The following is a 26,147-nucleotide window of genomic DNA, read 5'->3' as shown; positions in this document are numbered from 1 at the left end:
CTCCTCGCGGGACGGTGGGCGTCGGGACACGTCCGGCGCGGACGACGACCGAACCGGACTAAGGTAAGCCTAACCTAAGTCACTCTGAGGAACGGTGTCCAGCCCGGGGCGGCGTGTCCGGCGATCCGCCGGGAAACCTGGCCGGATCAGCCCGCTCCGCCGGCGCTCCACGCCCGGAGCTTCTCCGGATTCCGGACCGCCCAGATGCGGGTGACGCGTGCCTCGGTGACGTCGAACGCGGCCACGGTCACGGTCGCGCCCGTATGTTGGGCGACCAGGCCAGGACGGCCGTTGACCGCCCGTTCCAGGAGCGTCAGCCCGGGCGCCTTGTCGGCGATGTGGATCAGGTACCGGGCGATGGGCCCGGCGCCCTCGACCGGTCGGAGTACCGTGCCGACCAGGCCCCCGCCGTCGGCGGTCATCGTGGCCTCGGGGTCGAGAAGGCCGACGAGCGCCCCGATGTCCCTGGCCTCCCACGCCTCCTTGAAGTCCCGCACCAGTCCGGCCTGAGCGGCCGTCGCGGCCGCCGGGGCGCTCGCGGCACGCACGCGCCGCCGGGCCGACGACGCCAGTTGCCGGCAGGCCGCGGGCGTCCGGTCGACGATCGCGGCGACCTCGGCGAAGGGATAGCGGAAGACGTCGTGCAGGACGAACGCCACGCGTTCGGCGGGGGTCATCGACTCCAGCACGACGAGAAACGCCATGCTCACCGACTCGTCCAGGGTGATCCGGTCGGCAGGGTCCGCCTGTTCGGCCCGGCCTGCCCCGGCCCGCCCGCCGATCCACTCCGTGCGGTCCGGCACCGGCTCGGGTATCCACGCGCCGACGTACCGCTCGCGCCGGGCCCTCGCGGAGCCGAGCATGTCCAGGCAGACACGGCCGGCCACGGTCGTCAGCCAGGCGCCGGGCGACTCGATGGCCTCCTGCCGCCGCCGCGGCATCGCGTACCAGCGGGCGTAGGCCTCCTGCACGGCGTCCTCGGCCTCGGCGACCGAACCGAGCAGCCGATAGGCCAGGTTGATCAGCCGGCGCCGCTCGCCGACGACCGCGCTCGGCTCCGGCTCGGCGGGTGTGATGCTCATGCTCGTGACCGCTCCTCGCCCCTGGACGGTTTCCGTTCCCGCCCTTTCCACGACACACGCCGCCTCACATTTCGCGGGGCCACGTCGTCGGACTGTCGAGACAGTACCGATCAAGTGCCGAGAGGCAGAAAAGGGGTTGGCGACATGACCACAGCCACGGTGACGGCGACACGGCGGGGCGGCACGGCCTTCCTGAGGACCGCGATCGCCCTGCAGACCCTCTTCCTCTTCTTCCAGGCGGCCACCGCCGGACTGCTGCTGTCCTCCTCAAACGGCGAGGTGCTGCACAGCGTCGGAGCGCGCGTGATGTACGGGGCCTCGATGCTGTACGTGCTCGCCGCCGTCGTGGCGTGGCGGCCCGGCGGCGGGTCGCCACGCCCGGTCCTGTACGCGGTCGTCTTCCTCGTCCTCGCGTCCGTACAGGTGGTGCTGGGCATCGCCCACATGCCCGCGCTCCATGTCCCGCTGGGGACCCTGATGTTCGCCCTCAGCGTGCTGGCGCTCGGTCAGGCCGTCCGCGAGCGGCTGAAGGGCCCCGGCCGGGACCTCACGTCGCGTTGAGGGCGGTCGTCGGATCGAGACGGGAGGCGCGGACGGCCGGGTAGAGGCCGGCCAGTGCGCCGATGAGGAGGGTGGCGGCGAAGCCACCGGCGAGCGACCAGGGCGGGACGACCGGTGTCCAGCCCTGGACGAGCGCGAAGCCGTGGGTCGCCGCCGCGCCCAGCGCCGCGCCCGCGAGACCGCCCAGGGCGGACAGCAGCAGCGACTCGGTCAGGAACTGGAGCCGGATCGCGTTCCGGGTCGCGCCCAGGGCGCGGCGCAGACCGATCTCCTGACGCCGTTCCAGTACGGAGACGACCATGGTGTTGGCCACGCCGACACCGCCGACGAGCAGGGCCACGGCGCCCAGGCCGAGCATGAGCGTGGTCAGGCCCTTGTCGGTGGCGGCCTTCGCGGCGAGCGCGTCGGAGGGACGGGAGACCTTGACCCCCGCGGGGTTGCCCGGACTGACGGTACGGGCGAGCACCGCGCGCACGTCCTCCACGGAGGCGTCGGAGGAGCGCTCGAAGACCGTGGTCGGACGGCCGTGGAAGGCGAAGTGACGCTCGGCGGCGGGGAATCCGACGAGCGCGACCCGGTCCAGGTTGGGCACCAGCTCGATCGGTTCGAGGATGCCGACGACCACGACGTCCACGTCGTTCATCATGATCTTCTCGCCGGGCTCGGTGATGCCGAGGCGCCGGGCCGCGACCGAACCGAGGACGGTCACCGGCAGGCGCTCGTTCGCCCGGTTCAGCCACACGCCGCGGCTCACCTCCGCGTTGAGCGCGGCGAGCAGGTCCGGACGCGCGGCCTGCGCCGTGACACCCGCCGCCTGCTCCTCCGGTACGACGTCGCTGCGCCGGATCCGCGCGTCGACCTCGGCGGTCGCCGTGGCGTGCTGGACCGGTCCGATGCGCTCCACCATCGCGACCGCGTTCTCGGGCAGCTCGACCTGCCGGCCGAAGGCGTCCCTGCCGGCCTCGGCGGTGAGCAGATTGGTACCGAGGCGGTCGAGGCGGTTCATCAGGTCGGCCCGGCTGGAGGTGGAGAGACCGACCACGGCGATCATGGTCGCGATGCCGATGGCGATGCCGAGCGCGGACAGTACGACCCGTGTACGGCGCGCGCGCAGGCCGACCGCTCCGGTCCGCAGGACGTCGCGCGGGGAGAGCCGGGCGGGCCGCAGAGGACCGGAGTTCATGTACGTGCTCTCCCGGCTCGCCGGTCGCGTCGGTACGGCGCTCATGCCGTCACCCCCGGCCGTCCGGAGTCGTCGACGATCTCACCGTCGCGGCAACGGACCCGGCGGGGCAGCGAGTCCGCGATGTCGCGGTCGTGCGTGATGACGCACACGGTGGTGCCGGCCGCGTTCAGCTCGTGCAGGAGCTCCATCACGATCCGCCCCGACGCCGTGTCGAGGGCGCCCGTCGGCTCGTCGGCGAGCAGCAGCTCGGGCCGGCCCACCAGCGCCCGGGCGATGGCGACGCGCTGCTTCTCGCCGCCGGAGAGTTCGGTGGGCCGGTGCCCGAGGCGATGGCCGAGCCGTACGCGTTCCAGCGCCTCACGGGCCCTCGCTCTGCGTTCCCGCAGCCCGACGCCCGCGTACAGCAGGCCGTCGCAGACGTTGTCGACCGCGTCACGGCCGGGGGAGAGGTGGAAGTGCTGGAAGACGAAGCCGATGTGCCGGGAGCGCAGCGCCGAGAGCTGGGCGTCGGTCAGCGCGCCTGTATCGCGGCCCGCGACCCGGACGGTGCCGGTCGTGGGCCGGTCCAGGGTCCCGACGATGTTGAGGAGGGTCGACTTGCCGGAGCCCGACGGGCCGACGATGGCGAGGAGTTCGCCGGCGCCGACGGTCAGGTCCACGTCGCGCAGGGCGTGCACCGGGCCGGGGTGGGACTTCGTGACACCCCGGAGTTCGATCACATGTGCGCCGGCGGGGGCCGCTGTCCCGGCCGTCACCCCGGCAGAGGGAGGTGCGTTCACGGCGCGGCCACCCCCACCGTCATGCCCTCGCGCAGCTGGGCACCGCTGACCTCGATCTTCCCGTCGGCGGTCATGCCGGTCTCCACCCGCACCATGCGGGTCGTGCCGCCCTCGACCACCTCCAGCCCGTAGCCGCCGTTCTCGCCGCGCAGCGCCACGACCGCCTCGACGGGCACGACGAGCACCCCCTGACGGCTCTCGCTCACGAACGTGACGCTCACGGTCGCCCGCGCGTCCTCGCCCGCCGGCGTCCGGCCGTCCAGGGTCACCTCGACCGTGATCCCGTCCTCCGCGGCGCGGCCGGGGCCCTCACCCGGCCCGGCGGTCTCGGGGCGTACGGTGCCGGTCACCTTCCCCCGTACCTTCGTACTGCCGGCCAAGGTCACCTCGACACGGGTGCCCGGGGCGGTCAGCGGCGCGTCCGCCCGGTCGAGGGCGGCCCTGACGACGGGCCGTGGCGAGGCGACGGTGAGCACCGGCGCGTCCGGGCCGACCTGGTCGGCCAGGGCCGCGTCCGCCGAGACGACCCTGACCCGGTCCGGCTGGAAGACCACGTCCCCCTTGCCGACCCGCCCGGTCGGCTCGCGGTTCAGCGACTTCTGCCACCGCTTGACCGCGGCCTCCGTGGCGGCGTCGTAGCGCGGGTCGACGTACAGCCCAGCGCCGTACCCGAGGTCGCGCAGATTCCGCTCGAGCTGGAGGACGTCCGAGCCGCGGTCGCCGGTCCGCATCTCGCGGAACATCGGCACCTGCCCGTAGAGCAGCGTGACGGGCTTGTCGTTCAGCTCGTACAGGGCCTGCCCCCGCGTCACGGTCGTGCCCTCCCGAGCCGCGACCGTGACGGTGCCCCCGACCGCCGCCTTGACCGGGCGGCGCCCGGCGTGGTCGAGGCGCCCGTCGACGGTCTTGCTGCTCACCAGGTCGGTGCGTACGACGGTCGTGGTGGCGGGCGGCAGCCCGGGGGCCCGGCCGGGCCCCGGCTCGGCCTCGGCACCCACGCCGTACACGACGGCTCCGGCTCCGCCGGTGACGGCCACGACCACCGCGCCGGCGACGAGGAGTGTCCGCCGGCGCGTCACTGCATGCCGTCCAGGCCGTCGAGGAGCTTGTCGGCACACGCCGTATCCGCCTGCCTGTACGCCGGGGAGCTCTGGTCGAACGACGGGCGGGCCGGGTTCGGATCGCCGCCCGGTATGACGTTGCCGCCGGACATCGTCGGGTTCTGGAACGCCGACACGCCCTTCTGCCGCATGCACTGGGCGTGCGCGAGCATCGACTCGTACTCCTTCTGCGGGTCGCGCTCGGGCTCGTGCCGCATCGCCTCGGTCATCTCGGCCGCGCACACGCCGGCCTTGCCGCCCTTCGACACCTCCGGGTACCGCGGGCTGAGCTCGTCGATCTTCGTCCAGTCCAGATATCCGCTGAGCCTGGGATCGGGGAACTCCTTGACGCCGCCCTTGCCGCGCATGCACCGCACGTAGGTCATCTGCGCGTCGTAGAAGGCGCCCTTGCCGCGTGCCGACGACGACCCGTCGGCGGAGGCCGTGCCGCCGGAGCTCGTGCCGTCGGAGGGCGTGCCGTCGGAGGGCGTGTCCGCGCCCGGGGCCGCCGGCTCCCCGGGGACCGTGGCGACGCCGGCGTCGCGCGCCTCGCCGCCGGATCCGCAGGCCACCGCGAAGGCGAGGAGGGGAACGGCGACGAGTGAGGTGAGGCGCAGACGCGAGACGGGCGGTCGCGAGGCGGCCCGGCCCGAGGCTACCCGGCCCGAGGCCGACCGTCGCGAGGGAAGAGGAGCGGCGGATCGAGAGGTGTTCTTCGATGTCATGCGGACGACTGTCGGCGGCGGACGTGATGATCCGTCGCCCGTCGTTCCATGGGCACGTAACACCACATGATGGGAACGTAACAATGCCCGCGGCCTGCGCATCCGCGCCCCGGGACGGTTGCTTCCGACGGGAGATCCTCGCCCATAATCGGGCGCATGCCCCATGTTCTGCTGATCGAGGACGACGACGCCGTGCGCGACGGAATGGAACTCGTGCTGCGCCGGCACGGCTACGGCGTCGACACCGCGGCCACCGGTGAGGAGGCGCTCGCCCTGCTCGACAGCCCTGCCGGCAGGGCCGTGGAGCTGGCCGTGCTCGACCTCATGCTGCCCGGCATCGACGGCTTCGAGGTCTGCCGCCGTATCCGGACCCGCTCCACCCTGCCCGTCATCATGCTCACCGCCCGCGGCGACGACTCCGACATCGTCCAGGGTCTGGAGGCGGGCGCCGACGACTACGTCGTCAAGCCCGTCACCGCCCCCGTCCTCGAAGCCCGGATCAAGGCGGCCCTGCGCCGGGCCGAGCCGCTGCCCGCCCACCCGGAGCGCTCGGAGTACACCGGACTCGTCCTCGACCGGGCCGGACTGACCGTCACCAGGAACGGAATCCCGGTGGCCCTGCCGCCCACCGAGCTGAAGCTGCTCCTGGAACTCTCCGCCTCGCCCGGCCGGGTCCTGAGCCGTGAGCAGCTGCTCGAACGGGTCTGGGACCACGACTACCTCGGGGACTCGCGCCTCGTCGACGCGGCGGTGGGCCGCCTGCGGGCCAAGATCGAGGACGAACCCGCCCGGCCCCGGTACATCCAGACCGTACGCGGCTTCGGCTACCGGTTCGGACCGATATGACCCTGTTGCGCATCTGGTTCGGACCGCGAACCCGCACACGAACCCGCACCGGCACGCGAACCCGCACCACCGGCACGCGTCGCCCTGCTCGCCCCTCGTCCGGCCGCGGCCGCCCCTGGCTGGGCAGTCTGCGGACCCGCCTCGTCGTCACGTTCGTGCTCGTCACCCTCACCGGCTCGGCCACCGCGACGGTCCTCGCCTACCGAGAGGCCCGCACAGCCGTCCTCAAGCGCGCGCAGGACTCCTTCCAGCACGATCTCCACGACCGCGTCACCCGCTTCGCCCCCGAGGTCGACCTCCCGCCGACCGAGCGCGGCCTGACCGAGCTCGCCGAGCGGGTCTCCGAGAGCCTCGACGGCGCACCCGTGGTCGTCGGCCGCTACCGGGACCTCCAGGGCACGTCCGACGGACTCGCGGACCGGACGAGGATCACACCCGAGCTGCGCGAGGCCGTCCGTACGCGCGACGCGATGAGCTTCCAGCGCGTCACCCGTCACGACACCCCCTACCTCGTCGTCGGCACACCCGTCACGTTCGCCGACGACGGCCGGGCCTCCGGCCTGGAGATCTACGCCATCACCTCCCTGCGCCCCGAGCAGGACGACACGGCGGCCCTCCTCTCCGCGGTACGGAACGGTGTCGTCCCCGTCGTGCTGCTCTCCGCGCTCCTGGCCCTGCTCTCCGCGCGCGCCGTGCTGCGGCCCGTACGGGACCTGGGGACGGCGACCCGCAGGCTCGCCGAGGGCGACCTGTCGATCAGGGTGGTCGTCAAGGGGCGCGACGAACTCGCCAACCTCGCGCAGGACTTCAACGAGACCGCCGACGCGTTGCAGTCCTCCGTCAGCCATCTGAGCGAGCAGGAGGAGCGCGCCAGACGCTTCGTCGCCGACGTCTCCCACGAGCTCCGTACCCCGCTCGCCGCGATGACCATGGTCGCCACGGTCCTCGACGAGGACGCCGACCAGCTCCCGCCGGACACCGCCCGCGCGGCGCGGACGGTCAGCGCCGAGACGGCCAGGCTCTCCCGGCTCGTGGACGATCTGATGGAGATGTCCCGCTTCGACTCCGGCGCCGCCCGGCTGCGCCGCGCCGACACCGACCTCGGCGAGGCGGTCCGGGCCTCCCTCGCCCTGCGGGGGTGGACGGACGAGGTGCGCGCCGAGCTTCCCGACGGCGTCCGCGCGGCCGTGGACCGCCGGCGCGTCGACGTGATCATCGCGAACCTCGTCGGCAACGCGCTGCGGCACGGCGCGCCGCCGGTCACCGTGTCGCTGGCCTCCGGCGCCGGCGCGGCGACCGTCACCGTCGCCGACCACGGCCCGGGCCTCTCGCCCGAGGCCCTCGCCCGGGTCTTCGACCGCTTCTACAAGGCGGACTCGGCGCGTACCCGCTCCGACGGCAGCGGGCTGGGAACCGCCATCTCGCTGGAGAACGCCCGACTGCACGGCGGCACGATCGAGGCCGCGAACGGGCCGGCGGGCGGTGCCGTCTTCACTCTGCGACTCCCGCTGGACGCGCCCGAGAGGACCTCCGCATGAGACCGCCCCGGCGCCCGCGCGCCCTGATCACGGCCCCGGTCCTGCTCCTCGCGGTGTCGCTGTCGGCGTGCGGGGTGCAGCCCAGCGGAGTGATCGGCGCGGGCGAACCCGCGACGGGGCTCACCAAGGGCCTCCGCCTCTACTACGTCTCCGCCTCGGGGCGCCTCGAAGGCGTCTCCCGTCCCGACACGACGATCACCGAGGTGGGCGCCGCCCTCAAACTCCTCTCCGCCGGCCCCACCGAGGCCGAACAGCAGCGGGGCCTGACCTCCCTGGTGGGGGGCTTCTCCTACCGGGCCACCGGCGAGGAGGCTCGCGTGACACTGAGCTCCCCGGACGCCTCCTTCACGGGCAACCGCCGCGACGACCTCGTCAACGGCCAGCTCGTGTGCACCCTGGCCCGGGCCCAGTCGGTCCTGCACCCCGGAATCCGCCCCGACGACGTCCAGGTCACCCTGAGCGGAACGGGCGAACCCCTGGGTCCGTACCGCTGCTCCCAGTTCCTGGCCGGCCGGTGAGCCGGCGGGCGTGCCGAGGCCGGCGGCCCCCGGAGGGGTGCCGCCGGCCCGTGTGGCCTTTCGGCGCGGGCTAGAAGACGCTCACGCCGTACGCGCTCAGAGCCTCCGTCACCGGCTGGAAGAACGTGGTTCCCCCGCTGGTGCAGTTGCCGCTGCCGCCCGAGGTGAGCCCGAGCGCGGTGGTGCCCGAGAACAGGGCGCCGCCGCTGTCGCCCGGCTCGGCGCAGACGTTGGTCTGGATCATGCCGTAGACGATGTCGCCGCCGCCGTAGTTGACGGTGGCGTTGAGGCCGGTGACCGTGCCCCCGCGCAGCCCGGTCGTGCTGCCGCTGCGCTGGACGGACTGACCCACGGACGCGTTGCCGGCGCCGGTGATGTCGCGGTAGCTGCCGTTGTAGAGGTAGACCCGGCCGTCGGCGGCCGAGGCGTTGGAGTGCCGGATGATGCCGTAGTCGTTGGTCGGGAAGCTGGACCCGGCCCGGGTGCCCAGCACGGTGGTGTTCGCCGAGTTGGTGTACCAGGTGCTGCCGATGTTGGTGCAGTGGCCGGCGGTCAGGGCGTAGTAGGCCGAGCCGCTGCGGACGTTGAAGCCGAGCGAGCAGCGTCCGCCGCCCGCGTAGATGGCCTGGCCGCCCGCGATGAGCTTGTTGAACGTGCCCGGGGTCCGCTTGATCTCCAGGTCGGCGGCGCGGTCGCCCGCCGCCTTCCTGATCTTGGCGATCTCGGCGGCGGAGACGGTGGAGTCGGCGGTGACGACGACCTTCCCGGTCGCCGCGTCCGTGTACCACGCGGTGCCGGGCACGTCGGCGCCGCGTACGGCCTGGTCGGTGGCGGCGAGTTGGGCGGTGGTGGCCCGGCCGTCGTCGACCGTCGCCGCGGACGACATGGGGGCGGCAAGCGCTGAGGCGGCGAGGAGCGCTGAGGCCACGGCGATCAGCCGTGCGCCCTTGGCTACGCCGCCGAGGGGGGACAGGCGCTTGAGGTTCACTACATCCTCCGGTGGGGGAGTGGTGGGGGGACCCGCTGGGTGGGCGGACCCTTGCCGCGGAGCCGGCAGGCCCAGGAGGCGGCGGGTGGACACCCGGGATCTCCGCCATGGACCTGTCAAACTCGACAAGGGGAATCCTCGAATCCGAAGGCTTCGGCCACAAGGACGCCTTTCGGCCGATCTACGCGCGTTCATGTGGTCCGGAGTCCGGGCGGGGCGGGTGTGCGGGTGGGGCGTTCGCCGGGGCAGGGGCGCAGGACGCGCAGGGCGCAAATGCTTGCGGGAGTTTGCTGACGAGCTTTCAGGTTCGTTTATGTGGCAACAAGTTGACGTGGTGAGGCGGCGGCGAGAAAGCGGAAGGTGTCGCCCCGTTTCTCCTGCTCACCCACCGGCGCGCCCTCGTTCCGCGCCCGGAGCGAGCCCGGCGGCGGCGCATCGGCCGACGGGCCCCCGGTCGTACGCGGGAGCGGTAGCGGGCGCACAGATCCGGCCGCGGACCGAGGGCGCGCCGGGGTGGGAACGGTGCGGGCGGGCGGCGGTGGGGCGGCCCTTCCCGGGCCGGTGGGCGTCGAGTGGTACAGCTGCCCGGCGCCCCTCAATGCCGCAATCGTTCGTTCCGTCCCGCGGCCCGGGTGTCCGGTTTCCACGTCTTGCCGTCAGAGCGCCTCGTAGACGGCGGCCACCAGGGCCATCTTGCGGGGGTCGTCCGCGATGGCCGGGCCCATGCGGTTCATCACGTACCCCAGCGAAAGCCCCGCCTCCGGGTCCGCGAGGCCGCAGGAGCCGCCGAAGCCGTCGTGGCCGAAGGCCCTCGGGTTGGGCCCGTACGAGCCGTTGGGGCCGCTCAGCCACAGCCCGAGCGCGCACTCGGTGTCGTGGGCGAAGCCCGCGCCGAGCACCAGGTCGCGGCAGGCCCCCTGCCCCTCGCGGGCCCTTTCGGCCGCCGGTCCGGAGAGGATGCGGTGCTCGCCCAGGAGGCCGCGCCCCGCGAAGACGCCGTACAGCTCCGCGACCGCCCGGGCCGTCCCGTGACCGTTGGCCGCGGGCAGCTCGGCGGCGCGCCACTCGGGGCTGTTGGCGTGGTCGGCGCCGACGAGCGGGTTGGCCAGCGCGGCCTGCGCGGCGGGCTCCAACTGTGCGAATACCGCGGCCTGTTCACTCGCCGAGGAGGTCCGCGGGTGCACCAGCTCAGCCACCCGGTCCGCTTCCTTCTCGGGCAGGCCGATGGTGAAGTCGATGCCGAGCGGTCCGGTGATCTCCCGGCGGAGGAAGGCGCCCGGCAGCTCGCCGCCGACCCGGCGGATCACCTCGCCGACCAGGAAGCCGTACGTCATCGCGTGGTATCCGGAGCGGGTGCCCGGCTCCCACCACGGCTCCATCGCGGCGAGGCGGGCGGTCGTCACCTCCCAGTCGTAGAACTCCGCCAGGCTGAGGGGCTCCCGCAGGCCGGAGAGCCCCGCGCGATGGGACAGGAGGTGGCGCACGGGGAGGGCCTCCTTGCCCGCCGCGGCGAACTCCGGCCAGTACGAGGCGACCGGCGCGTCCAGGTCGAGCAGCCCCCGGTCCGCGAGCAGGTGGGCGCAGAGCGCGGTCACGCCCTTGGTCGTGGACCAGACGTTGACCACGGTGTCGCGTTCCCAGGGGCGCGTGCGGGCGGGGTCCGCCCAGCCGCCCCAGAGATCGACCACGGTCTCGCCGTGAAGCCGGACCGACACCGCGGCGCCGAGTTCGTCCCTCGTACGGAAATTGGCCTCGAAGGCCTCCCGTACGGCGGCGAAGCGGGGATCGCAGTGACCCTCGATCGAGGGGGCCGGCGAGCGGAGCGGATCGGGCGCGGGCATGACGTCCTCCAGGGGCCTCGGCGGTTGCGAGCAACATACCGACTGGTCGGATCGGTGGGAAGGGAGCCGGTGCGTACGCCGCCGCGGCCGTTCGCCCGGTCGGTTGACTCCTGTTGCCGAACCGGGCCGCGGCGGGTTGCGTGGGACCGAGACGGCGCGCGGCACCGGAACGCCCGAGCCGAGGCGGAAGCGAGGTCCCGGGTGCCCGGCTATCCACCGATCGCGGACCATGGACTGATCGGCGACCTCCAGTGCGCGGCCCTCGTCTCCGCCGACGGCGCGGTCGACTGGTTCTGCGCACCCCGCTTCGACTCGCCGAGCATCTTCGCCTCCCTGCTCGACCAGGAGCGCGGCGGCCACTTCACCATCGCGCCCGTCGCGGACGACGTGACCGTCCGCCAGCTCTACCTGCCCGACACGGCCGTCCTGATCACCCGGTTCCTCACCCCGGAGGGGGTGGGTGAGGTGGTCGACTTCATGCCGGTGAACGAGCAGCCCGACGTGGCGACCGACCGGCACCGCATGGTGCGGGCGATGCGCGTGGTGCGCGGGACCCTCACCTTCCAGGTGCAGTGCCGACCACGCTTCGACTACGGCCGCGCACCGCACACGCTCACCCTCGACGGCGCGACCGCCACCTTCCACGGCCCCGGACTCGACGTGCATCTGCGGGGCACCATGCCCCTGGAGGCCGACGGCCAGGACGTCCGTGCCACCGTCACCCTCCGGCAGGGCGAGATCGCCGGAATCGCGCTGGAGACCACCTCCTCGGGAGCGGAACCCTCTCCCGTCACCGAACAGAGCGTGGAGGCGGACGCCAGGGAGACCCACGCCTTCTGGCACCGCTGGATCCGGCGCTGCCGCTACCGGGGCCGCTGGCAGCACATGGTCAACCGCTCGGTCATCACCCTCAAACTGCTCATCTACGCCCCGACCGGCGCGCCGATCGCCGCCGCCACCATGGGCCTGCCCGAACAGGTCGGCGGGGAACGGAACTGGGACTACCGCTACACCTGGATCCGCGACGCGTCCCTCTCCGTGCGGGTCCTGCTCGACCTCGGCTTCGTCGAGGAGGCCGACTCCTTCCGGCGCTGGCTCGGCCTGCGCGCCCGCTCGCCCCGCCCGCCCGGCTCCGAGCCGATGCAGATCATGTACCGCATCGACGGCGACCCCCATCTGTCCGAGGAGACCCTGGACCATCTCTCCGGGTACCGCGACTCCTTCCCCGTACGGGCCGGGAACGGGGCGGCCGAGCAACTGCAGCTCGACATCTACGGCGAGCTCGCCTACGCGATGACCCACTCCCCGGATCTGGCCGATCTCGCCGGCTACGAGGGATGGCAGCGGTTCGCCGGGCTCCTCGACTGGCTCTGCGACCACTGGGACCGTCCCGACGAGGGCATCTGGGAGACCCGCGGCGGCCAGAAGGACTTCACGTACAGCCGGGTGATGTGCTGGGTGGCCCTCGACCGGGGCATCCGCCTCGCCCACGAGTACGCCCGCCCCGCCGACCTGCCGCGCTGGACGGCGCAGCGCGACGCGATCCTCGCCCAGGTGATGGAGCGCGGGTGGAACGCCGAGCGCCGGGCCTTCGTCCAGCACTACGGCAGCGAGGTCCTCGACGCGTCGCTGCTCCTCATGCCGCTGGTCGGCTTCATCTCCCCGAAGTCGGTCCGGTGGCACTCCACGCTGGACGCCATGGACCGCGAACTCGTCACGGACAGCCTCGTCTACCGCTACAACCCCGAGGCGTCCCCCGACGGGCTGCGCGGCTCCGAGGGCACCTTCTCCCTCTGCAGCTTCCTCTACGTCGAGGCGATGGCCCGGGCGGGGCGCCTGGACAAGGCCCGCTACGCGATGGACAAGATGCTCACCTACGCCAACCACGTCGGGCTCTTCGCCGAGGAGATCGGCCCGACCGGGGAGCAACTCGGCAACTTCCCGCAGGCGTTCACCCACCTCGCCCTGATCACGGCGGCGATCGCCCTCGACGAGGAGCTCGACAAGGAGGCCGAACGCAACTGACGTCCGGAGCCGGGCCCACCACCGCGACATTCCCGAGAAGGCCGCGCGGACGTCGCCCGCCGGCCGGTCCGCCCGGGTGAGCCGCGTCTCACCCGCGCGGTCGCGCTTGCCTATGCAACGAGTTGCATAGAAGGATTCGGGTGTGGCGATCGAACACGCGATTCTTGTGTCCCTCCTGGAGAAGCCCGGTTCCGGCTATGAGCTGGCCCGGCGCTTCGAGCGGTCCATCGGGTACTTCTGGACCGCGAGCCACCAGCAGATCTACCGCGTGCTCAAGCGGATGGAGAGCGAGGGCTGGGTCGACGTCCAGGACGTGCCGCAGCAGGGCCGTCCGGACAAGAAGGAGTACTCCGTCGCGGCCCTCGGACGGACCGCCCTGGCCGCCTGGCTGCACGAGCCCATCGAGCCCGAGAGCATCCGGCACGACCTGGCGGTGAAGATCCGCGGCGCGGCCTTCGACGACCCCGCTGCGCTGATCGGCGAGGTCGAGCGGCACCGCCAGGCGCACACCGAGCGCCTTGCCCGCTACCTCGCGGGCGAGGAGCGGGACTTCACGGGACCCGACGCGCCCGGCGCGGCCGACGGCCCGCAGGACGACCCGTCCGGCGACCCGTCCGGCGACCCGTCCGACGGTCCTTCCAACGCCGGGAGGGAGCTCCAGCACGTCGTGCTGCGCGGAGGCATCGCGTACGAACGGATGACGCTCGCCTGGCTCGACGACGTCCTCGCCACCCTCCACCGGCTCGGTTCCGGGAGCTGACTCCCGCCGCGACCAGCCGCGCCACCCTGCCCACCGCACCCTCATCGGACCGAAAGACGGAGCCCATGGCCGACTCGCTGCTCTTCAACCCGCACACCTACGACCCGGCACACTTCGATCCCGAGACCCGCCGGCTGCTGCGCGCCACCGTCGACTGGTTCGAGCAGCGCGGCAGGCGCAAGCTCATCGAGGACTACCGCACCCGGGCCTGGCTGGGGGACTTCCTCGCCTTCTCCGCGAAGGAGGGCCTCTTCGAGACCTTCCTGACGCCCTCCTCCGAGGCCGCCGAGGGGCAGCGGGACAAGCGCTGGGACACGGCCCGCATCGCCGCCCTCAACGAGATCCTCGGTTTCTACGGGCTCGACTACTGGTACGCCTGGCAGGTCACCATCCTCGGCCTCGGCCCGGTCTGGCAGAGCGACAACGCCGCCGCCCGCGCCCGCGCCGCTGAACTCCTCACCCAGGGCGAGGTGTTCGCCTTCGGCCTCTCGGAGAAGACCCACGGCGCCGACATCTACTCCACCGACATGCTCCTGGAGCCCGACGGCGCGGGCGGCTTCCGGGCCACCGGCTCCAAGTACTACATCGGCAACGGCAACGCGGCCGGGCTCGTCTCCGTCTTCGGCCGCCGCACGGACGTCGAAGGCCCCGACGGCTACGTCTTCTTCGCCGCCGACAGCCGCCACCCGGCGTACCACCTGGTGAAGAACGTCGTCGACTCGTCGAAGTTCGTCAGCGAGTTCCGCCTGGAGGACTACCCCGTCGCCGCCGAGGACGTCCTGCACACCGGCCGCGCCGCCTTCGACGCCGCGCTCAACACGGTCAACGTCGGCAAGTTCAACCTGTGCACCGCCTCGATCGGCATCTGCGAGCACGCGATGTACGAGGCCGTCACCCACGCCCAGAACCGCATCCTCTACGGCCGTCCCGTCACCGCCTTCCCGCACGTGCGCCGTGAGCTGACCGACGCGTACGTCCGTCTCGTCGGCATGAAGCTCTTCAGCGACCGCGCGGTCGACTACTTCCGCTCCGCCGGCCCCGACGACCGGCGCTACCTCCTCTTCAACCCGATGACGAAGATGAAGGTGACCACGGAGGGCGAGAAGGTCATCGACCTGATGTGGGACGTCATCGCCGCCAAGGGTTTCGAGAAGGACAACTACTTCGCCCAGGCGGCCGTCGAGATCCGGGGCCTGCCGAAGCTGGAGGGCACCGTCCACGTCAACCTGGCGCTGATCCTCAAGTTCATGCGGAACCACCTCCTGGACCCGGCGGCGTACGAGCCCGTCCCGACACGCCTGGACGACGCCGACGACACGTTCCTCTTCCGCCAGGGCCCGGCCCGCGGTCTGGGTTCTGTCCGCTTCCACGACTGGCGTCCGGCGTACGACACGTACGCGCACCTGCCCAACGTCGGCCGCTTCCGCGAACAGGCGGACGCCCTCTGCGAGTTCGTCACCACCGCCGCACCCGACGAGGCGCAGAGCCGCGACCTCGACCTGCTCCTCGCGGTCGGCCAGCTGTTCGCGCTCGTCGTCCACGGCCAGCTGGTCCTGGAGCAGGCGCGTCTCACGGACCTCGACGAGGACGTGCTGGACGAGCTGTTCGCCGTCCTCGTACGGGACTTCTCCGCGCACGCCGTCGAGCTGCACGGCAAGGACTCCGCCACCGAGCAGCAGCAGGCCTGGTCGCTGGAGGCCGTCCGCCGCCCGGTCGTCGACGCGTCGCGCTCGGACCGCGTCTGGCAGCGCGTCGAGGCGCTCTCGGGCGCGTACGAGATGGCCGAATAGCCCGTCCCACCCGCGAACCGCGCTCCGGGCACGGGGCTACCGCCCTTCCCGCCGCCGCCCCCGTCACGTCCGCGTCCGGCGGACGTGACGGAGGGACGCGTGTCTATTCGCCGACGTCCCGGCCGCGGAGGTCGTCCAGCGTCTCCCGCCGTACCAGGAGACGGGCCGTGCCGCCGTCGACCGCGACGACCGGGGGACGGCCGACCAGGTTGTACCCGGAGGCCATGGACAGCTGGTACGCGCCCGCCACCGGTACCGCGAGCAGGTCGCCGGGGCGGACGTCACCGGGCAGTCCGACGTCCGCGGCGAGGATGTCGCCCGCCTCGCAGTGCCGTCCCACCACCGTGGCCGTCCGGGTGACCGCGGTGGAGTGCCGCCCGACGAGCCGAGGGGCGTAGCGCACCCCGTACAGCGCCGGGCGCGGGTTGTCGCTCATGCCGCCGTCCACGGCGACGAACACCCTGTCGCCGGTGGTCTTCACGGCGAGCACCCGGTAGAGCGCCACGCCCGCAGGACCCGCGACGGCACGCCCGGGTTCGAGGACGAGCCGGGGTACCGGGAGCGCGGCCGCCGAGCAGCTCGCGGCGAGTTCGGTGCGCAGTCCGCGCGCGAGGGCCGTGAGGTCGAGGGCGGGTTCGCCCGGACGGTACGCGATGCCATGGCCTCCGCCCATGTCGAGCTCGGGCAGTACGAGACCGTGGGTGTCGCGGATCCGGGCCATCAGGCCGACCATGCGGCGCAGGGCCGCGACGTACGGCTTGACGGCCGTGATCTGGGAGCCGATGTGGCAGTGCAGCCCGACCAGCGGGAGTTGAGGCTGCGTCAGCAGACGGGCGATGGCGTGCTGCGCGGTGCCGTCGGTGAGGGAGAGGCCGAACTTCTGGCCGTCCGTGCCGGTGCGGATCTTCTCGTGGCCGCCGGCCGAGACGCCGGGCACCACGCGCACCATCACCTTCTGCCGGCCGTGCGGACCCACCGCGGCGGCCAGCCGTGCGATCTCCGAGGGGCTGTCGATGACGATCCGGCCGACCCCGAGCCGCAGGGCCGTCCCGATGTCGTGCGGCGACTTCGCGTTGCCGTGCAGGACGATCCGGTCCGGCGGAAAGCCGGAGGTGACGGCGAGTTCGAGCTCGCCCGCCGAGCACACGTCGAGGCCGAGGCCCTCCTCGCCGATCCAGCGGACCATGGTCCGGGAGAGGAACGCCTTGGCGGCGTAGAGCACGTCGGCGTCGGGGAAGCCGGCGCGGTAGGCCCGGCAGCGGGACCGTACCTCGCCCTCGTCCAGGACGTACGCAGGAGTGTCGAAACGCGCGGCGACGTCGGCGAGCGACACCCCGCCGACGGCGAGGTCGCCGTCGGGGAGCGGGGTCGTGGACGCCGGCCACACCGACAGATCGTCCGCGTCCGCGGCGGTCTCGGAGGCCAGAACGACGGTCATGGATCTCGTCTCCTTCTCAGACGGCCCGCAGGACCTGGACCGGCGAAAGCCCCGGTAGGCACGCGGCCCCCTGGGGAACCGCCGGAGCCGACAACGCCGGGTCGACGGTGACCAGGCTCGCGCCGAGCGGCTCGCAGAGCGTCCGCAGAACGGACTCGGAGAGCCTGATGTACGGCTGGTGCTCGCCCAGCACCGTGGTCAGGCGGTGCGTACTGGTGAAGCCGACGGCGGTACGCGCGCCCAGCGGTGTGCGGAACAGCCGGATCACGCTCTCCGCGCCGCTACCCGGCCGGACGGGCACGTACAGCGGTCCGGCCGGGACCTGTTCCTCGGGCTCGGGATCGTCGTCGTACCGGAACAGACACATGGTGCCTCCCTGGGGAGCCGCGAACGGTGGGTGGGGCCCCGGCCGCCGTGAGGCGGACGTGGGGCCCGCCCCGAAGCTATCCCCGGCGCCGTACCTTCGGGGCGGTTCCCTGACGCCGTCCTGACGGCGATCGGCCGGTTCCGTACACGCCACTGACGGCCGACGGGCCGACACGCCGGACACTCCTAGTCCAGCCCGGAGATCCGGAAGACCGTACGGGCCGTCTCGCGGTCGAGGCGCAGGGCCAGCAGGTCCAGTTCGGCGCCGCCGTGAATCAGGGTGCCGCGGGCCGCGGAGGCGCGAGCGTCCGCCTCCAGGCGGTGCCAGAGCGGAGGGTTGGCGAAGAAGACGCGCGGATCGATTTCGGCGCGCGTACCGGTGGTGTCGCAGAGGATCACCCGCTGGGCGACGCCGTCGCACCATCGGACGGAGGCCAGCCGGTCCGTGCGCACCGTCCGCCGTGTTCTCAGGCCGCGCACGGTCAGCCGGCCCGGGACCGCTTCGACCCGCGGCGGCAGCAGGATCGCGAACATCAGGACGGAGAGCCCGGACCACAGCAGGGCGTGGACGGCGTTCAGGCTGCGGTTCCCCGCCTCGACGGCGAGCGACACGCCGAGCAGCACCGCCGCGAACCCGACGGCGGCACGCGCGTCCGAGGGCCAGCCCATGTCACGCACGGCGTCGGCCGAGTGGTCCTCCGGCGGTATGAAGGGGAGTTCCATGCAGGGGACGGTAAGCCGCGGACGGAGTCCCGTCCCGGCGTTTTACGGACTCTCTGTGCGACGGCGCAGCGGCTTGACGTGATGCCGACGGGCGTCGGCGCGTCTTCCCCCCGTCGCACGGGTCCGCGGTCCACACCGGTCACGGCAGCCGGGTTGGGCTGCCGCCATGCGCCCGCGGCCGGGGAGCGGCATGCTCGAAGCACGGGAGGGCAGACGTAGAGGCGTACCGGCCGGGTGACTCTCTAGGTGGCGGCATGCGCAGCGTAGGCGTGGAAGAAGAGCTCATGCTGGTCGATGCGCGCAGCGGGGCCCCACTCGCCGTCTCGGGGGCGGTCCTGGCGGCCGCCGACCGCCATGCGTGGCGGCGGCCGGACGGGGACGGCGAGAAGTCCCACGAGTTCGAGGGCGAACTCCAGAAGGAGCAGCTGGAGTTCGCCACCAAGCCGGTCACCGAGATGGGCGAACTCCAGGACGAGATCACCCGCATCCGCGCCGAGGCCGCCCGCCACGCGGCGCAGTCCGGCGCCATGGTGGCGGCCCTCGCGACATCGCCACTGCCCGTCCGGCCCTCGCTGAGCGCGGGCAAGCGGTACCAATGGCTGGGGGAGCAGTTCGGGATCACCGCACAGGAGCAGCTGACGTGCGGCACGCACGTCCACGTCTCCGTCGACTCCGACGAGGAAGGCGTCGCCGTCCTGGACCGCATCCGCCCCTGGCTGGCCGTCCTCCTCGCGATGAGCGCGAACTCGCCGTTCTGGCACGGCGAGGACAGCGGGTACGGCAGCTACCGCAGCCGGGTGTGGAACCGGTGGCCCTCCGCGGGCCCGACGGAGGCCTTCGGCTCGGCCGACCAGTACCACGAGCAGGTACGCGCCATGATCGGAACCGGCGTGCTGCGCGACGAGGGCATGATCTACTTCGACGCCCGCCTGTCGGCCACGTACCCGACGGTGGAGGTCCGGGTCGCGGACGTGTGCCTGGACGCGGAGACCCCCGTCCTCCTGGCCGCGCTCATCCGCGCTCTGGTGGAGACCGCGGCCCGCGCGTGGCAGGACGGCGAGCCGCCGGCCCGGGTCGGCACGAGCCTGTTGCGGCTCGCGTCCTGGCGCGCCGGCCGCTCGGGCCTGGACGGACCGCTGCTCCACCCGGAGACGATGCGGGAGACGTCCCCCGCCCACGCCGTCGACGTGCTCCACCGGCACGTGCGGGAGGCGCTGGCCGACCACGGTGACGACGAGCGGGTCCGCCGGGCGATCGCCCACCTCCACGAACGCGGCAACGGCGCCCGCATCCAGCGGCGGCTCCTCGGAAGCGAAGGCAGTCTCGCCCGGATGGTGACCCGGTGCGCACGGCTGACCACCGAGGACTGACGCGTTGGGGTCGCTTTGCTGGGACTGGACTGAGCGTCGAGCAGAAGATCACCAGGGCTCTCGGCCTCAACCAACCGAGCCCCTGGTTGCAACGGCCCCCGCCGTCCCGGCAGCAGCGCAGCACTCTGAAACGTTGTGCCCACTCGGGATGGTGCGGGCCGGTCTCATTCTCCGGCGAGGTCAGGCGGTGCCCACCGGGTCGCGGAGAAGAACGACCTCACCGTCGCCCAGGTCGAGAAGCCGGTCGCCGACCACACCGACGACCGCATCCTCGGCTTCATCGGCGAGCCCCGCGTCAACGTCCTCCAGCTCAACATCGCCCTCGGGCAACTGGCGGACACGGGCTGACGACCTGACGACCTGACGGCCCAGCACACCGCCGGCCGGCGCTCCCGGGAGCACCGGCCGGCGATGTGCGTGCGTAACGCTCAGGAGAGGCCGAGGACGGTGGCGAGCGCCTCCCGCAGCTCCGCCTCCGGATCGGCCGACGCACCGACCGAGCGCCACGCGACGAACCCGTCCGGGCGGACCAGCACCGCGCCGTCCGCCCCCACACCGTGGACCTCCGCCCAGTCCAGGCTCTCGGGCGACAGCTCCGGCTCCGGACCGTCGCCGATCCGGTACGAGTCGAGCGGCACCGACAGCTCCTCCGCCAGCCGGACCGCCGCGGCGTGCCACGCCCCGGTACCGTCCCCGGAGCTCAGGAGCACCATGGACCGCTCGTACAGATCCAGGGTGGAGACCTGGGCACCCGCGCGGTTCAGCCACATGTGGGGAGCGCGGCTCCCGGGCTCGCCCGTCAGGCGCAGGCCGTCGGGGACCACCGGCACCGTCTCGTCGGCACCGAGCACCGCACCCTGCGGATAGCGGTAGCCCAGCGCCACGTTGAGGATTCCGCCCTTCCGTCCGCCGGGACCACCGGCGCCCGGCTCGGGGGCGTACCCGGGGTGGCTGTGCTCCACCGAACGCGACGAGGCACGGGAACTCGTCGCCTCCGCGACCGGCCGGCGCTCCGCGTCGTACGACGCCAGCAGACCGGGACCGGCCCAGCCGCCCAGCACCGCGGCCAGCTTCCAGGCGAGGTTGTGCCCGTCCTGGATACCGGTGTTGGAGCCGAACGCCCCGGTGGGCGGCATCTCGTGGGCGGAGTCGCCGACGAGGAACACCCGCCCGTCCGCGTACCGCTGGGCGACCCTCTGCGCGGCGTGCCAGGGCGCGCGGCCCTTGATCTCCACATCGAGATCCGGCACACCCACGGCACGCCGGATGTGCTCCGCGCACCGCTCGTCCGTGAACTCCTCGAGCGTTTCGCCGCGTTCGGGGTGCCAGGGCGCGTGGAACACCCAGTTCTCCCGGTTGTCGACGGGCAGAAGAGCCCCGTCGGCCTCCGGATTCGTCAGGTAGCAGACGACGAATCGCCGGTCACCGACCACATCGGCGAGGCCGTGCGAGACGAACATGACGCTCACGTTGTGGAACAGGTCGCCCGGGCCCGTCTGCCCGATGCCGAGCTGTTCGCGCACGGGGCTGCGCGGGCCGTCCGCCGCGACGAGGTAGTCCGCCCTGATCGTGACGTGCTCGCCCGACTCGCGGCTCTTCACCCGTGCGGTCACCCCCTCGGAGTCCTGCTCGAACGACATCAGCTCCGAGGAGAACCGCAGGTCCCCGCCCAGCTGCCGCGCGCGTTCCAGGAGCACCGGTTCGAGATCGTTCTGGCTGCACAGGCACCAGCCGGCCGGGCTGAAGCGGGCGAGCCCGCCGCCCGGGTCGATCTCCTTGAACAGCCATTCGCCGACGTCGCCGACCAGGCCGGGAGCCTGCAGGATGCCGTTGTTCCGCCCCAGGACGGACGCGGCCGCCTGGATCTGCCGCTCCACACCGGCTCCCCGGAACAGCTCCATCGTCCGCACGTTGTTGCCGCGCCCCCGTGGGTGGATCGAGGTCGCCGCATGGCGCTCGACGAGGGTGTGCGGCACACCGAGTCGCCCCAGGAAGAGCGACGTGGACAAGCCCACCAGAGAGCCGCCGACGATGAGGACGGGAGTGCGGTGAACGACCTCGCCGGCGTCTTCGGACCGGTTCATTGAATGCCTCCAGCGTCACCTGCGACGCGATAGGGGTGGGATGCAGATCCATGCCCTGCGGGGAGCGTTGCGCGCGCTCGGAGCACCCGATTGACGCGGGGTTCACTCGTCCGCCCCGTGGGGCTCGCGTCGACCGGGGTGCCCACCGACGATCGGCACATGACGACCCCGGCGCCCCCATCGGGCACGGCGGTCCCTCCCGACCCTTCCGTGAAGAGAGAAGAGGTGCGCCTGATGACCAACTCGGGACGCATATCCCAGTCCGCTTTCGACGGCTCCAGGCTGCGGGTGATTCTGCTCCTCGACCTGTACGAAGGCGCCCAGGAGCAGTTCCTCGACGCGTACGAGCTGATGCGCAAGCAGGTCGCCTCCGTCCCCGGACACATCAGCGACCAGCTCTGCCAGTCCATCGAGAACCCCTCGCAGTGGCTCATCACCAGCGAGTGGGAGAGCGCTCCGCCCTTCCTCGCCTGGGTGAACAGCGAGGAGCACGTCGAGACCGTCAGGCCGATGCACAGCTGTGTCCGTGACACCCGTTCGATGCGCTACAGCATCGTCCGTGAGACCGGACCCCGACAGGCGCACGCGCAGGAACCGGCAGCGCGGCGCGAACAGGTCGCGGCCCGTGTCGGCGACGGCGTCGCACGCCACGCCCTCACCTTCACCGTCAAGCCGGGATCCGAGTCGAAGGTCGCGGAGCTCCTCGCCGGCTACCAGTCGCCGAAGGCCCAGGTCGACGAGAACACCCGGCTGCGCCGCACCTCGCTCTTCATGCACGGCAACCGCGTCGTGCGCGCCGTGGAGGTGGAGGGCGACCTCCTCGCGGCCCTGCGCCACGTCGCCCGCCAGCCCGAGGTACGCGCGGTCGAGGAGGCCATCAACCCGTACCTGGAGCAGGACCGGGACCTGACCGACCCCGAATCGGCGCGGGTCTTCTTCACCCGGGCGGCCCTCCCGGCCGTGCACCACGTGGTGTCCGGGCGGCCGGCTCCCGACGGGCTGCGGCGCCACGCGCTCTACTACCCGGCGAAGGAGGGCCGCGGCATGGATCTGGCCCGCCTCCTGGCACAGCAGGACGAGGCCGCGGCGGACGACCCCAAGAACCCGGTGTGGGGCAGCACGGTCTTCCAGCGCGACGACATCGTGGTGCGGCTCGTCGACATCACCGGCGACCTCGACGTCGACCCCGTCGCCTCCCTGGGCCTCAAGGGCCCCCGCAAGGCGGCGGTACTCGAGCGTCTCCTCGACGGCGCCGCGATCGGCGTCGAGGGCTCCCTCGACTCGGAGCGCAACATCAACCGGCTCCTGTCGCACGCCGACATGCTGCCCGTCACCGACCGCAGCTCGGCGGACTCCTGACGGACGGCCGTGGCCCCGGCCGCGGCCGTCCCCCGCACGTCACTGCCACACTCGGAGGTATCAGAACCATGCTCAAGCAGCGTCCACGCATCGTGACCCTGAGCGAGACGGAACCCAACCGCAGGCGCGGAGGTGACCTGCGGGCCATGCTCACACCGGCCACCGTGGGCTCCACCAGCGGCTTCATGGGCCTGGCCATCGTGCAGCCCGGCGAGCGCATCGGGGAGCACTACCACCCGTACTCCGAGGAGTTCGTGTACGTCGTCTCGGGCGCTCTGGAAGTGGACCTGGACGGCGAGACGTACGGGCTCCAGCCCGACCAGGGACTCCTGATCCCCATCGACGTGCGGCACCGCTTCCGCAACGTCGGCGACGTGGAGGCCCGCATGGTCTTCCACCTCGGCCCGCTCGCCCCGCGTCCCAGCCTCGGCCACGTCGACACGGAGGTCACCGAGGAGGGCGAGCTCGCCGCGGCCGGTCCGCACCTGACCGTGCACGACCCGGCCCAGGTGTCCGAGCGAAGCGGGGCCATCGAGTGACCCGGCGAGTGGCCGTCACCGGTATAGGTGTGGTCGCTCCGGGCGGCACCGGAGCGAAGGCGTTCTGGGACCTCCTCTCCAACGGCCGTACCGCGACCCGCGGCATCACCCTGTTCGATCCGGCCGGCCTGCGCTCCCGCATAGCCGCCGAGTGCGACTTCGACCCGACGGCGCACGGCCTGGACCCGGAGCTGAGCCGACACGCCGACCGGTACATCCAGTTCGCCGTCGTCGCCGCGGGGGAAGCCGTACGCGACTCCGGACTCGACACCGGCACGGAGGACCCCTGGCGCGTCGCGGTCTCCCTGGGCAGCGCCGTCGGCGGCACCACCCGGCTCGAACACGACTACGTCCTGGTCAGCGAGGGCGGCCGGCGGTGGGACGTGGACCACCGCGCCGCCGACCCCAAGCTGCACCTGGCGTTCTCGCCGAGCACGCTCGCCTCCGTCGTCGCCGAGCAGTTCGGCGCCCGCGGCCCGGTGCAGACCGTCTCCACGGGCTGCACCTCCGGCCTCGACGCCGTCGGCTACGCCTTCCACACCATCGAGGAAGGCCGGGCGGACGTCTGCATCGCCGGCGCGTCCGACTCGCCGATATCTCCGATCACCATGGCCTGCTTCGACGCCATCAAGGCGACGTCACCCGACAACGACGACCCCGAGCACGCCTCCCGGCCCTTCGACGACCACCGCAACGGGTTCGTCATGGGCGAAGGCGCGGCGGTCCTCGTCCTGGAGGAGTACGAGCACGCCAGGGCCCGCGGTGCGCACGTGTACTGCGAGATCAGCGGCTACGCGACGTACGGCAACGCGTACCACATGACCGGCCTGACCAGTGAGGGGCTCGAGATGGCCCGGGCGATCGACAACACGCTCGACCAGGCCCGCCTCGACCCCACCCTGATCGACTACGTCAACGCGCACGGCTCGGGCACCCGGCAGAACGACCGGCACGAGACCGCCGCCGTGAAGCGGTCCCTGGGCGCACACGCCTACGACACCCCCATGAGCTCCATCAAGTCCATGGTGGGGCACTCGCTCGGCGCGATCGGCGCGATCGAGGTCGTCGCCTGCGTCCTCGCGCTGCAGCACCAGGTGGTGCCTCCGACGGCGAACTACGAGACCCCCGACCCGGAGTGCGACCTGGACTACGTGCCGCGCACCGCCCGCCCGCGGAAGCTGAGGAACGTCCTCTCCGTCGGCAGCGGATTCGGCGGCTTCCAGTCCGCGGTCCTGCTGTCCGGGGCGGGTGGGAGGTCACGATGAGCACTGAGCGTCCTCAGCGGGCGGTCGTCACCGGCATCGGTGTGATCGCCCCCAACGGACTGCACGCGGACGCGTACTGGAAGTCCGTCCGGGAAGGCCTGGGCTTCCTGGACCTGATCACCCGTGAGGGATGCGACGGGCTCCCCCTGAAGGTCGCGGGCGAGGTACGGGGCTTCGACGCCTCGACCCTGATCGAGGAGCGGTTCCTCGTCCAGACGGACCGCTTCAGCCATTACGCGATGGCCGCGGCCTCCCTGGCACTCGACGACGCCGGTCTCGCCCGGGACGACCCGGAGGAGCCCTTCTCCATCGGCGTGGTCACCGCCGCGGGGTCCGGTGGCGGCGAGTTCGGCCAGCGGGAGCTGCAGAAGCTCTGGGGACAGGGGTCCAAGTTCGTCGGCCCCTACCAGTCCATCGCCTGGTTCTACGCGGCGAGCACCGGCCAGATCTCCATCCGGAGCGGCTTCAAGGGCCCCTGCGGAGTGGTCGCGAGCGACGAGGCCGGCGGCCTGGACGCCGTCGCCCACGCCGCCCGGGCCGTACGGCGCGGTACGGGCGCGGTGATCGTCGGCGCGGCCGAGGCTCCCCTCGCCCCGTACTCGATGGTGTGCCAGCTCGGCTACCCGGAGCTCAGCACCGTCGAGGAGCCGGACCGGGCCTACCGCCCCTTCACCGCCGGAGCGTGCGGCTTCGTCCCGGCGGAGGGCGGCGCCATGCTCGTCGTGGAGGACGAGGCGCGCGCCCGCGACCGGGGAGCGGCCGTCCGGGCCGTCGTGGCCGGGCACGCCGCCACGTTCACCGGCGCCTCCCGCTGGGAGGAGTCCCGGGAGGGACTCGCCCGCGCGATCCGGGGCGCCCTCGACGAGGCCGACTGCGCCCCCGAGGAGATCGACGTCGTGTTCGCCGACGCCCTGGGCGTACCGGAGGCGGACCGTGCCGAGGCACTGGCGATCGCCGACGCCCTCGGCCCGCACGGCGGCCGCGTGCCGGTCTCCGCGCCCAAGACCGGCATCGGCCGCGCGTACTGCGGGGCGCCCGTCCTCGACATCGCGGCCGCGGTCCTCGCCATGGAACACGGCGTGGTGCCCCCCACCCCCAACGTGTTCGACATCTGCCACGACCTCGATCTGGTGATGTCCCGCGCTCGCCCCGCCGAGCTGCGCACGGCCCTCGTCCTCAGCAGGGGACTCATGGGATCCAACGCGGCGCTGGTCGTGCGCCGCGGCGGCGACTCCGCCCGGTAGGACCGGGCGGGAAGGAGAAC

Annotated in this window: 23 protein-coding genes and 1 pseudogene; 13 read left to right on the top strand and 11 right to left on the bottom strand. The window is 72.6% G+C overall.

Going from position 1 to position 26,147, the window contains the following annotated elements; translation table 11 throughout:
* Window positions 1-146 precede the first annotated feature (146 nt).
* Entirely contained in the window at window positions 147-1,082 is a 936-nt protein-coding gene (gene sigJ / locus ACFVGW_RS05165; protein WP_385850860.1) for an RNA polymerase sigma factor SigJ, read from the bottom strand.
* A gap of 144 nt (window positions 1,083-1,226) precedes the next feature.
* Here sigJ and ACFVGW_RS05160 point away from each other — a divergent pair, with 144 nt between their 5' ends.
* On the top strand, window positions 1,227-1,643 hold the full coding sequence (locus ACFVGW_RS05160) for a hypothetical protein (RefSeq protein WP_385850859.1): 417 nt from the start codon (window positions 1,227-1,229) through the stop codon (window positions 1,641-1,643).
* Here the strand turns inward: ACFVGW_RS05160 and ACFVGW_RS05155 are convergent.
* Genes ACFVGW_RS05155 through ACFVGW_RS05140 form a run of 4 tightly spaced genes read right to left on the bottom strand, consistent with a single transcriptional unit; the run spans window position 1,630 to window position 5,433 of the window.
* On the bottom strand, window positions 1,630-2,871 hold the full coding sequence (locus ACFVGW_RS05155; RefSeq protein WP_385850858.1) for an ABC transporter permease: 1,242 nt from the start codon (window positions 2,869-2,871) through the stop codon (window positions 1,630-1,632). The genes ACFVGW_RS05160 and ACFVGW_RS05155 overlap by 14 nt on opposite strands.
* Window positions 2,868-3,608, bottom strand: coding sequence for an ABC transporter ATP-binding protein (locus ACFVGW_RS05150; RefSeq protein ID WP_385850857.1), 741 nt, complete (start codon window positions 3,606-3,608; stop codon window positions 2,868-2,870). Before ACFVGW_RS05150 ends, ACFVGW_RS05155 begins: the two co-directional genes overlap by 4 nt.
* Complete coding sequence (locus ACFVGW_RS05145) at window positions 3,605-4,687, bottom strand: peptidoglycan-binding protein (protein WP_385850856.1); 1,083 nt, start codon at window positions 4,685-4,687, stop codon at window positions 3,605-3,607. The genes ACFVGW_RS05150 and ACFVGW_RS05145 overlap by 4 nt, the downstream gene beginning before the upstream one ends.
* Window positions 4,684-5,433: a hypothetical protein gene (locus tag ACFVGW_RS05140; RefSeq protein ID WP_385850855.1), complete on the bottom strand. Its 750-nt coding sequence runs from the start codon at window positions 5,431-5,433 to the stop codon at window positions 4,684-4,686. The genes ACFVGW_RS05145 and ACFVGW_RS05140 overlap by 4 nt, the downstream gene beginning before the upstream one ends.
* Window positions 5,434-5,589: 156 nt before the next feature.
* Between ACFVGW_RS05140 and ACFVGW_RS05135 the strand changes: the two genes are divergently transcribed.
* The 3 genes from ACFVGW_RS05135 (at window position 5,590) to ACFVGW_RS05125 (ending at window position 8,335) form a co-directional block, all read left to right on the top strand.
* The gene (locus tag ACFVGW_RS05135; RefSeq protein WP_385850854.1) at window positions 5,590-6,279 is read left to right on the top strand and encodes a response regulator; all 690 of its coding nucleotides are present in this window, start codon (window positions 5,590-5,592) and stop codon (window positions 6,277-6,279) included.
* Between the two features lie 155 nt (window positions 6,280-6,434).
* A complete protein-coding gene (locus ACFVGW_RS05130) occupies window positions 6,435-7,817 on the top strand; it encodes an ATP-binding protein (RefSeq protein ID WP_385850853.1) in 1,383 nt (460 codons plus the stop codon).
* On the top strand, window positions 7,814-8,335 hold the full coding sequence (locus ACFVGW_RS05125) for a hypothetical protein (RefSeq protein ID WP_385850852.1): 522 nt from the start codon (window positions 7,814-7,816) through the stop codon (window positions 8,333-8,335). The genes ACFVGW_RS05130 and ACFVGW_RS05125 overlap by 4 nt, the downstream gene beginning before the upstream one ends.
* Before the next feature lie 70 nt (window positions 8,336-8,405).
* Here ACFVGW_RS05125 and ACFVGW_RS05120 read toward each other — a convergent pair whose 3' ends face one another.
* Window positions 8,406-9,323: a S1 family peptidase gene (locus ACFVGW_RS05120; RefSeq protein WP_385850851.1), complete on the bottom strand. Its 918-nt coding sequence runs from the start codon at window positions 9,321-9,323 to the stop codon at window positions 8,406-8,408.
* Between the two features lie 656 nt (window positions 9,324-9,979).
* Entirely contained in the window at window positions 9,980-11,164 is a 1,185-nt protein-coding gene (locus ACFVGW_RS05115) for a serine hydrolase domain-containing protein (protein ID WP_385850850.1), read from the bottom strand.
* A gap of 201 nt (window positions 11,165-11,365) precedes the next feature.
* Between ACFVGW_RS05115 and ACFVGW_RS05110 the strand changes: the two genes are divergently transcribed.
* The 3 genes from ACFVGW_RS05110 to ACFVGW_RS05100 all read left to right on the top strand — a co-directional run bounded on the left by ACFVGW_RS05110 (window position 11,366) and on the right by ACFVGW_RS05100 (window position 15,739).
* Window positions 11,366-13,189, top strand: a complete 1,824-nt coding sequence (locus ACFVGW_RS05110; protein WP_385850849.1) for a glycoside hydrolase family 15 protein — start codon at window positions 11,366-11,368, stop codon at window positions 13,187-13,189.
* Window positions 13,190-13,331: 142 nt separating this feature from the next.
* Entirely contained in the window at window positions 13,332-13,949 is a 618-nt protein-coding gene (locus ACFVGW_RS05105) for a PadR family transcriptional regulator (protein ID WP_385850848.1), read from the top strand.
* A 65-nt stretch (window positions 13,950-14,014) separates the two neighbouring features.
* The gene (locus ACFVGW_RS05100) at window positions 14,015-15,739 is read left to right on the top strand and encodes an acyl-CoA dehydrogenase family protein (protein ID WP_385850847.1); all 1,725 of its coding nucleotides are present in this window, start codon (window positions 14,015-14,017) and stop codon (window positions 15,737-15,739) included.
* Window positions 15,740-15,842: 103 nt separating this feature from the next.
* Here the strand turns inward: ACFVGW_RS05100 and lysA are convergent, their stop codons facing one another.
* The 3 genes from lysA to ACFVGW_RS05085 form a co-directional block, all read right to left on the bottom strand.
* Window positions 15,843-17,177: a diaminopimelate decarboxylase gene (gene lysA, locus ACFVGW_RS05095; protein WP_385850846.1), complete on the bottom strand. Its 1,335-nt coding sequence runs from the start codon at window positions 17,175-17,177 to the stop codon at window positions 15,843-15,845.
* A gap of 16 nt (window positions 17,178-17,193) precedes the next feature.
* The gene (locus ACFVGW_RS05090; RefSeq protein ID WP_385850845.1) at window positions 17,194-17,544 is read right to left on the bottom strand and encodes an SAV_915 family protein; all 351 of its coding nucleotides are present in this window, start codon (window positions 17,542-17,544) and stop codon (window positions 17,194-17,196) included.
* Window positions 17,545-17,729: 185 nt separating this feature from the next.
* Window positions 17,730-18,266, bottom strand: a complete 537-nt coding sequence (locus ACFVGW_RS05085) for a hypothetical protein (protein ID WP_385850844.1) — start codon at window positions 18,264-18,266, stop codon at window positions 17,730-17,732.
* Window positions 18,267-18,520: 254 nt separating this feature from the next.
* On the opposite strand from ACFVGW_RS05085, the gene ACFVGW_RS05080 reads away from it, so the two are divergent.
* Window positions 18,521-19,636, top strand: coding sequence for a glutamate--cysteine ligase (locus ACFVGW_RS05080; RefSeq protein WP_385850843.1), 1,116 nt, complete (start codon window positions 18,521-18,523; stop codon window positions 19,634-19,636).
* 189 nt (window positions 19,637-19,825) lie between these two features.
* Window positions 19,826-19,984, top strand: a pseudogene (locus ACFVGW_RS05075) (potassium-transporting ATPase subunit C); the annotation flags it as partial.
* 80 nt (window positions 19,985-20,064) lie between these two features.
* On the opposite strand, the gene ACFVGW_RS05070 reads toward ACFVGW_RS05075, so the two are convergent.
* Entirely contained in the window at window positions 20,065-21,720 is a 1,656-nt protein-coding gene (locus ACFVGW_RS05070; protein ID WP_385850842.1) for an FAD-dependent oxidoreductase, read from the bottom strand.
* Window positions 21,721-21,954: 234 nt separating this feature from the next.
* Between ACFVGW_RS05070 and ACFVGW_RS05065 the strand changes: the two genes are divergently transcribed.
* From ACFVGW_RS05065 to ACFVGW_RS05050, 4 genes are all read left to right on the top strand, one after another.
* Window positions 21,955-23,079, top strand: a complete 1,125-nt coding sequence (locus tag ACFVGW_RS05065; protein ID WP_385850841.1) for a SchA/CurD-like domain-containing protein — start codon at window positions 21,955-21,957, stop codon at window positions 23,077-23,079.
* Between the two features lie 68 nt (window positions 23,080-23,147).
* Window positions 23,148-23,618, top strand: a complete 471-nt coding sequence (locus ACFVGW_RS05060; RefSeq protein ID WP_352186797.1) for a cupin domain-containing protein — start codon at window positions 23,148-23,150, stop codon at window positions 23,616-23,618.
* Window positions 23,615-24,883 (top strand): beta-ketoacyl-[acyl-carrier-protein] synthase family protein, encoded by a 1,269-nt coding sequence (locus tag ACFVGW_RS05055; RefSeq protein ID WP_383307817.1) that lies wholly within the window; start codon window positions 23,615-23,617, stop codon window positions 24,881-24,883. The genes ACFVGW_RS05060 and ACFVGW_RS05055 overlap by 4 nt, the downstream gene beginning before the upstream one ends.
* Window positions 24,880-26,127: a ketosynthase chain-length factor gene (locus ACFVGW_RS05050; protein WP_385850840.1), complete on the top strand. Its 1,248-nt coding sequence runs from the start codon at window positions 24,880-24,882 to the stop codon at window positions 26,125-26,127. The genes ACFVGW_RS05055 and ACFVGW_RS05050 overlap by 4 nt, the downstream gene beginning before the upstream one ends.
* The last annotated feature ends 20 nt before the right edge of the window (window positions 26,128-26,147 follow it).

Origin of the sequence: Streptomyces sp. NPDC127129, assembly GCF_042671585.1 — a bacterium.
In the GTDB taxonomy this organism is placed as follows: Bacteria; Actinomycetota; Actinomycetes; order Streptomycetales; family Streptomycetaceae; genus Streptomyces.
The sequence above is the reverse complement of the archived record's forward strand: the minus strand, read 5'-3'. Positions and strand labels throughout refer to the sequence as shown.

Bases quoted from the DNA above. Each gene is read 5' to 3' on its own strand.
- sigJ (WP_385850860.1), bottom strand. From the start codon at position 1,082: ATGAGCATCACACCCGCCGAGCCGGAGCCGAGCGCGGTCGTCGGCGAG.
- ACFVGW_RS05160 (WP_385850859.1), top strand. From the start codon at position 1,227: ATGACCACAGCCACGGTGACGGCGACACGGCGGGGCGGCACGGCCTTC.
- ACFVGW_RS05155 (WP_385850858.1), bottom strand. From the start codon at position 2,871: ATGAGCGCCGTACCGACGCGACCGGCGAGCCGGGAGAGCACGTACATG.
- ACFVGW_RS05140 (WP_385850855.1), bottom strand. From the start codon at position 5,433: ATGACATCGAAGAACACCTCTCGATCCGCCGCTCCTCTTCCCTCGCGA.
- ACFVGW_RS05135 (WP_385850854.1), top strand. From the start codon at position 5,590: ATGCCCCATGTTCTGCTGATCGAGGACGACGACGCCGTGCGCGACGGA.
- ACFVGW_RS05125 (WP_385850852.1), top strand. From the start codon at position 7,814: ATGAGACCGCCCCGGCGCCCGCGCGCCCTGATCACGGCCCCGGTCCTG.
- ACFVGW_RS05115 (WP_385850850.1), bottom strand. From the start codon at position 11,164: ATGCCCGCGCCCGATCCGCTCCGCTCGCCGGCCCCCTCGATCGAGGGT.
- ACFVGW_RS05100 (WP_385850847.1), top strand. From the start codon at position 14,015: ATGGCCGACTCGCTGCTCTTCAACCCGCACACCTACGACCCGGCACAC.
- lysA (WP_385850846.1), bottom strand. From the start codon at position 17,177: ATGACCGTCGTTCTGGCCTCCGAGACCGCCGCGGACGCGGACGATCTG.
- ACFVGW_RS05090 (WP_385850845.1), bottom strand. From the start codon at position 17,544: ATGTGTCTGTTCCGGTACGACGACGATCCCGAGCCCGAGGAACAGGTC.
- ACFVGW_RS05085 (WP_385850844.1), bottom strand. From the start codon at position 18,266: ATGGAACTCCCCTTCATACCGCCGGAGGACCACTCGGCCGACGCCGTG.
- ACFVGW_RS05080 (WP_385850843.1), top strand. From the start codon at position 18,521: ATGCGCAGCGTAGGCGTGGAAGAAGAGCTCATGCTGGTCGATGCGCGC.
- ACFVGW_RS05070 (WP_385850842.1), bottom strand. From the start codon at position 21,720: ATGAACCGGTCCGAAGACGCCGGCGAGGTCGTTCACCGCACTCCCGTC.
- ACFVGW_RS05065 (WP_385850841.1), top strand. From the start codon at position 21,955: ATGACCAACTCGGGACGCATATCCCAGTCCGCTTTCGACGGCTCCAGG.
- ACFVGW_RS05060 (WP_352186797.1), top strand. From the start codon at position 23,148: ATGCTCAAGCAGCGTCCACGCATCGTGACCCTGAGCGAGACGGAACCC.
- ACFVGW_RS05050 (WP_385850840.1), top strand. From the start codon at position 24,880: ATGAGCACTGAGCGTCCTCAGCGGGCGGTCGTCACCGGCATCGGTGTG.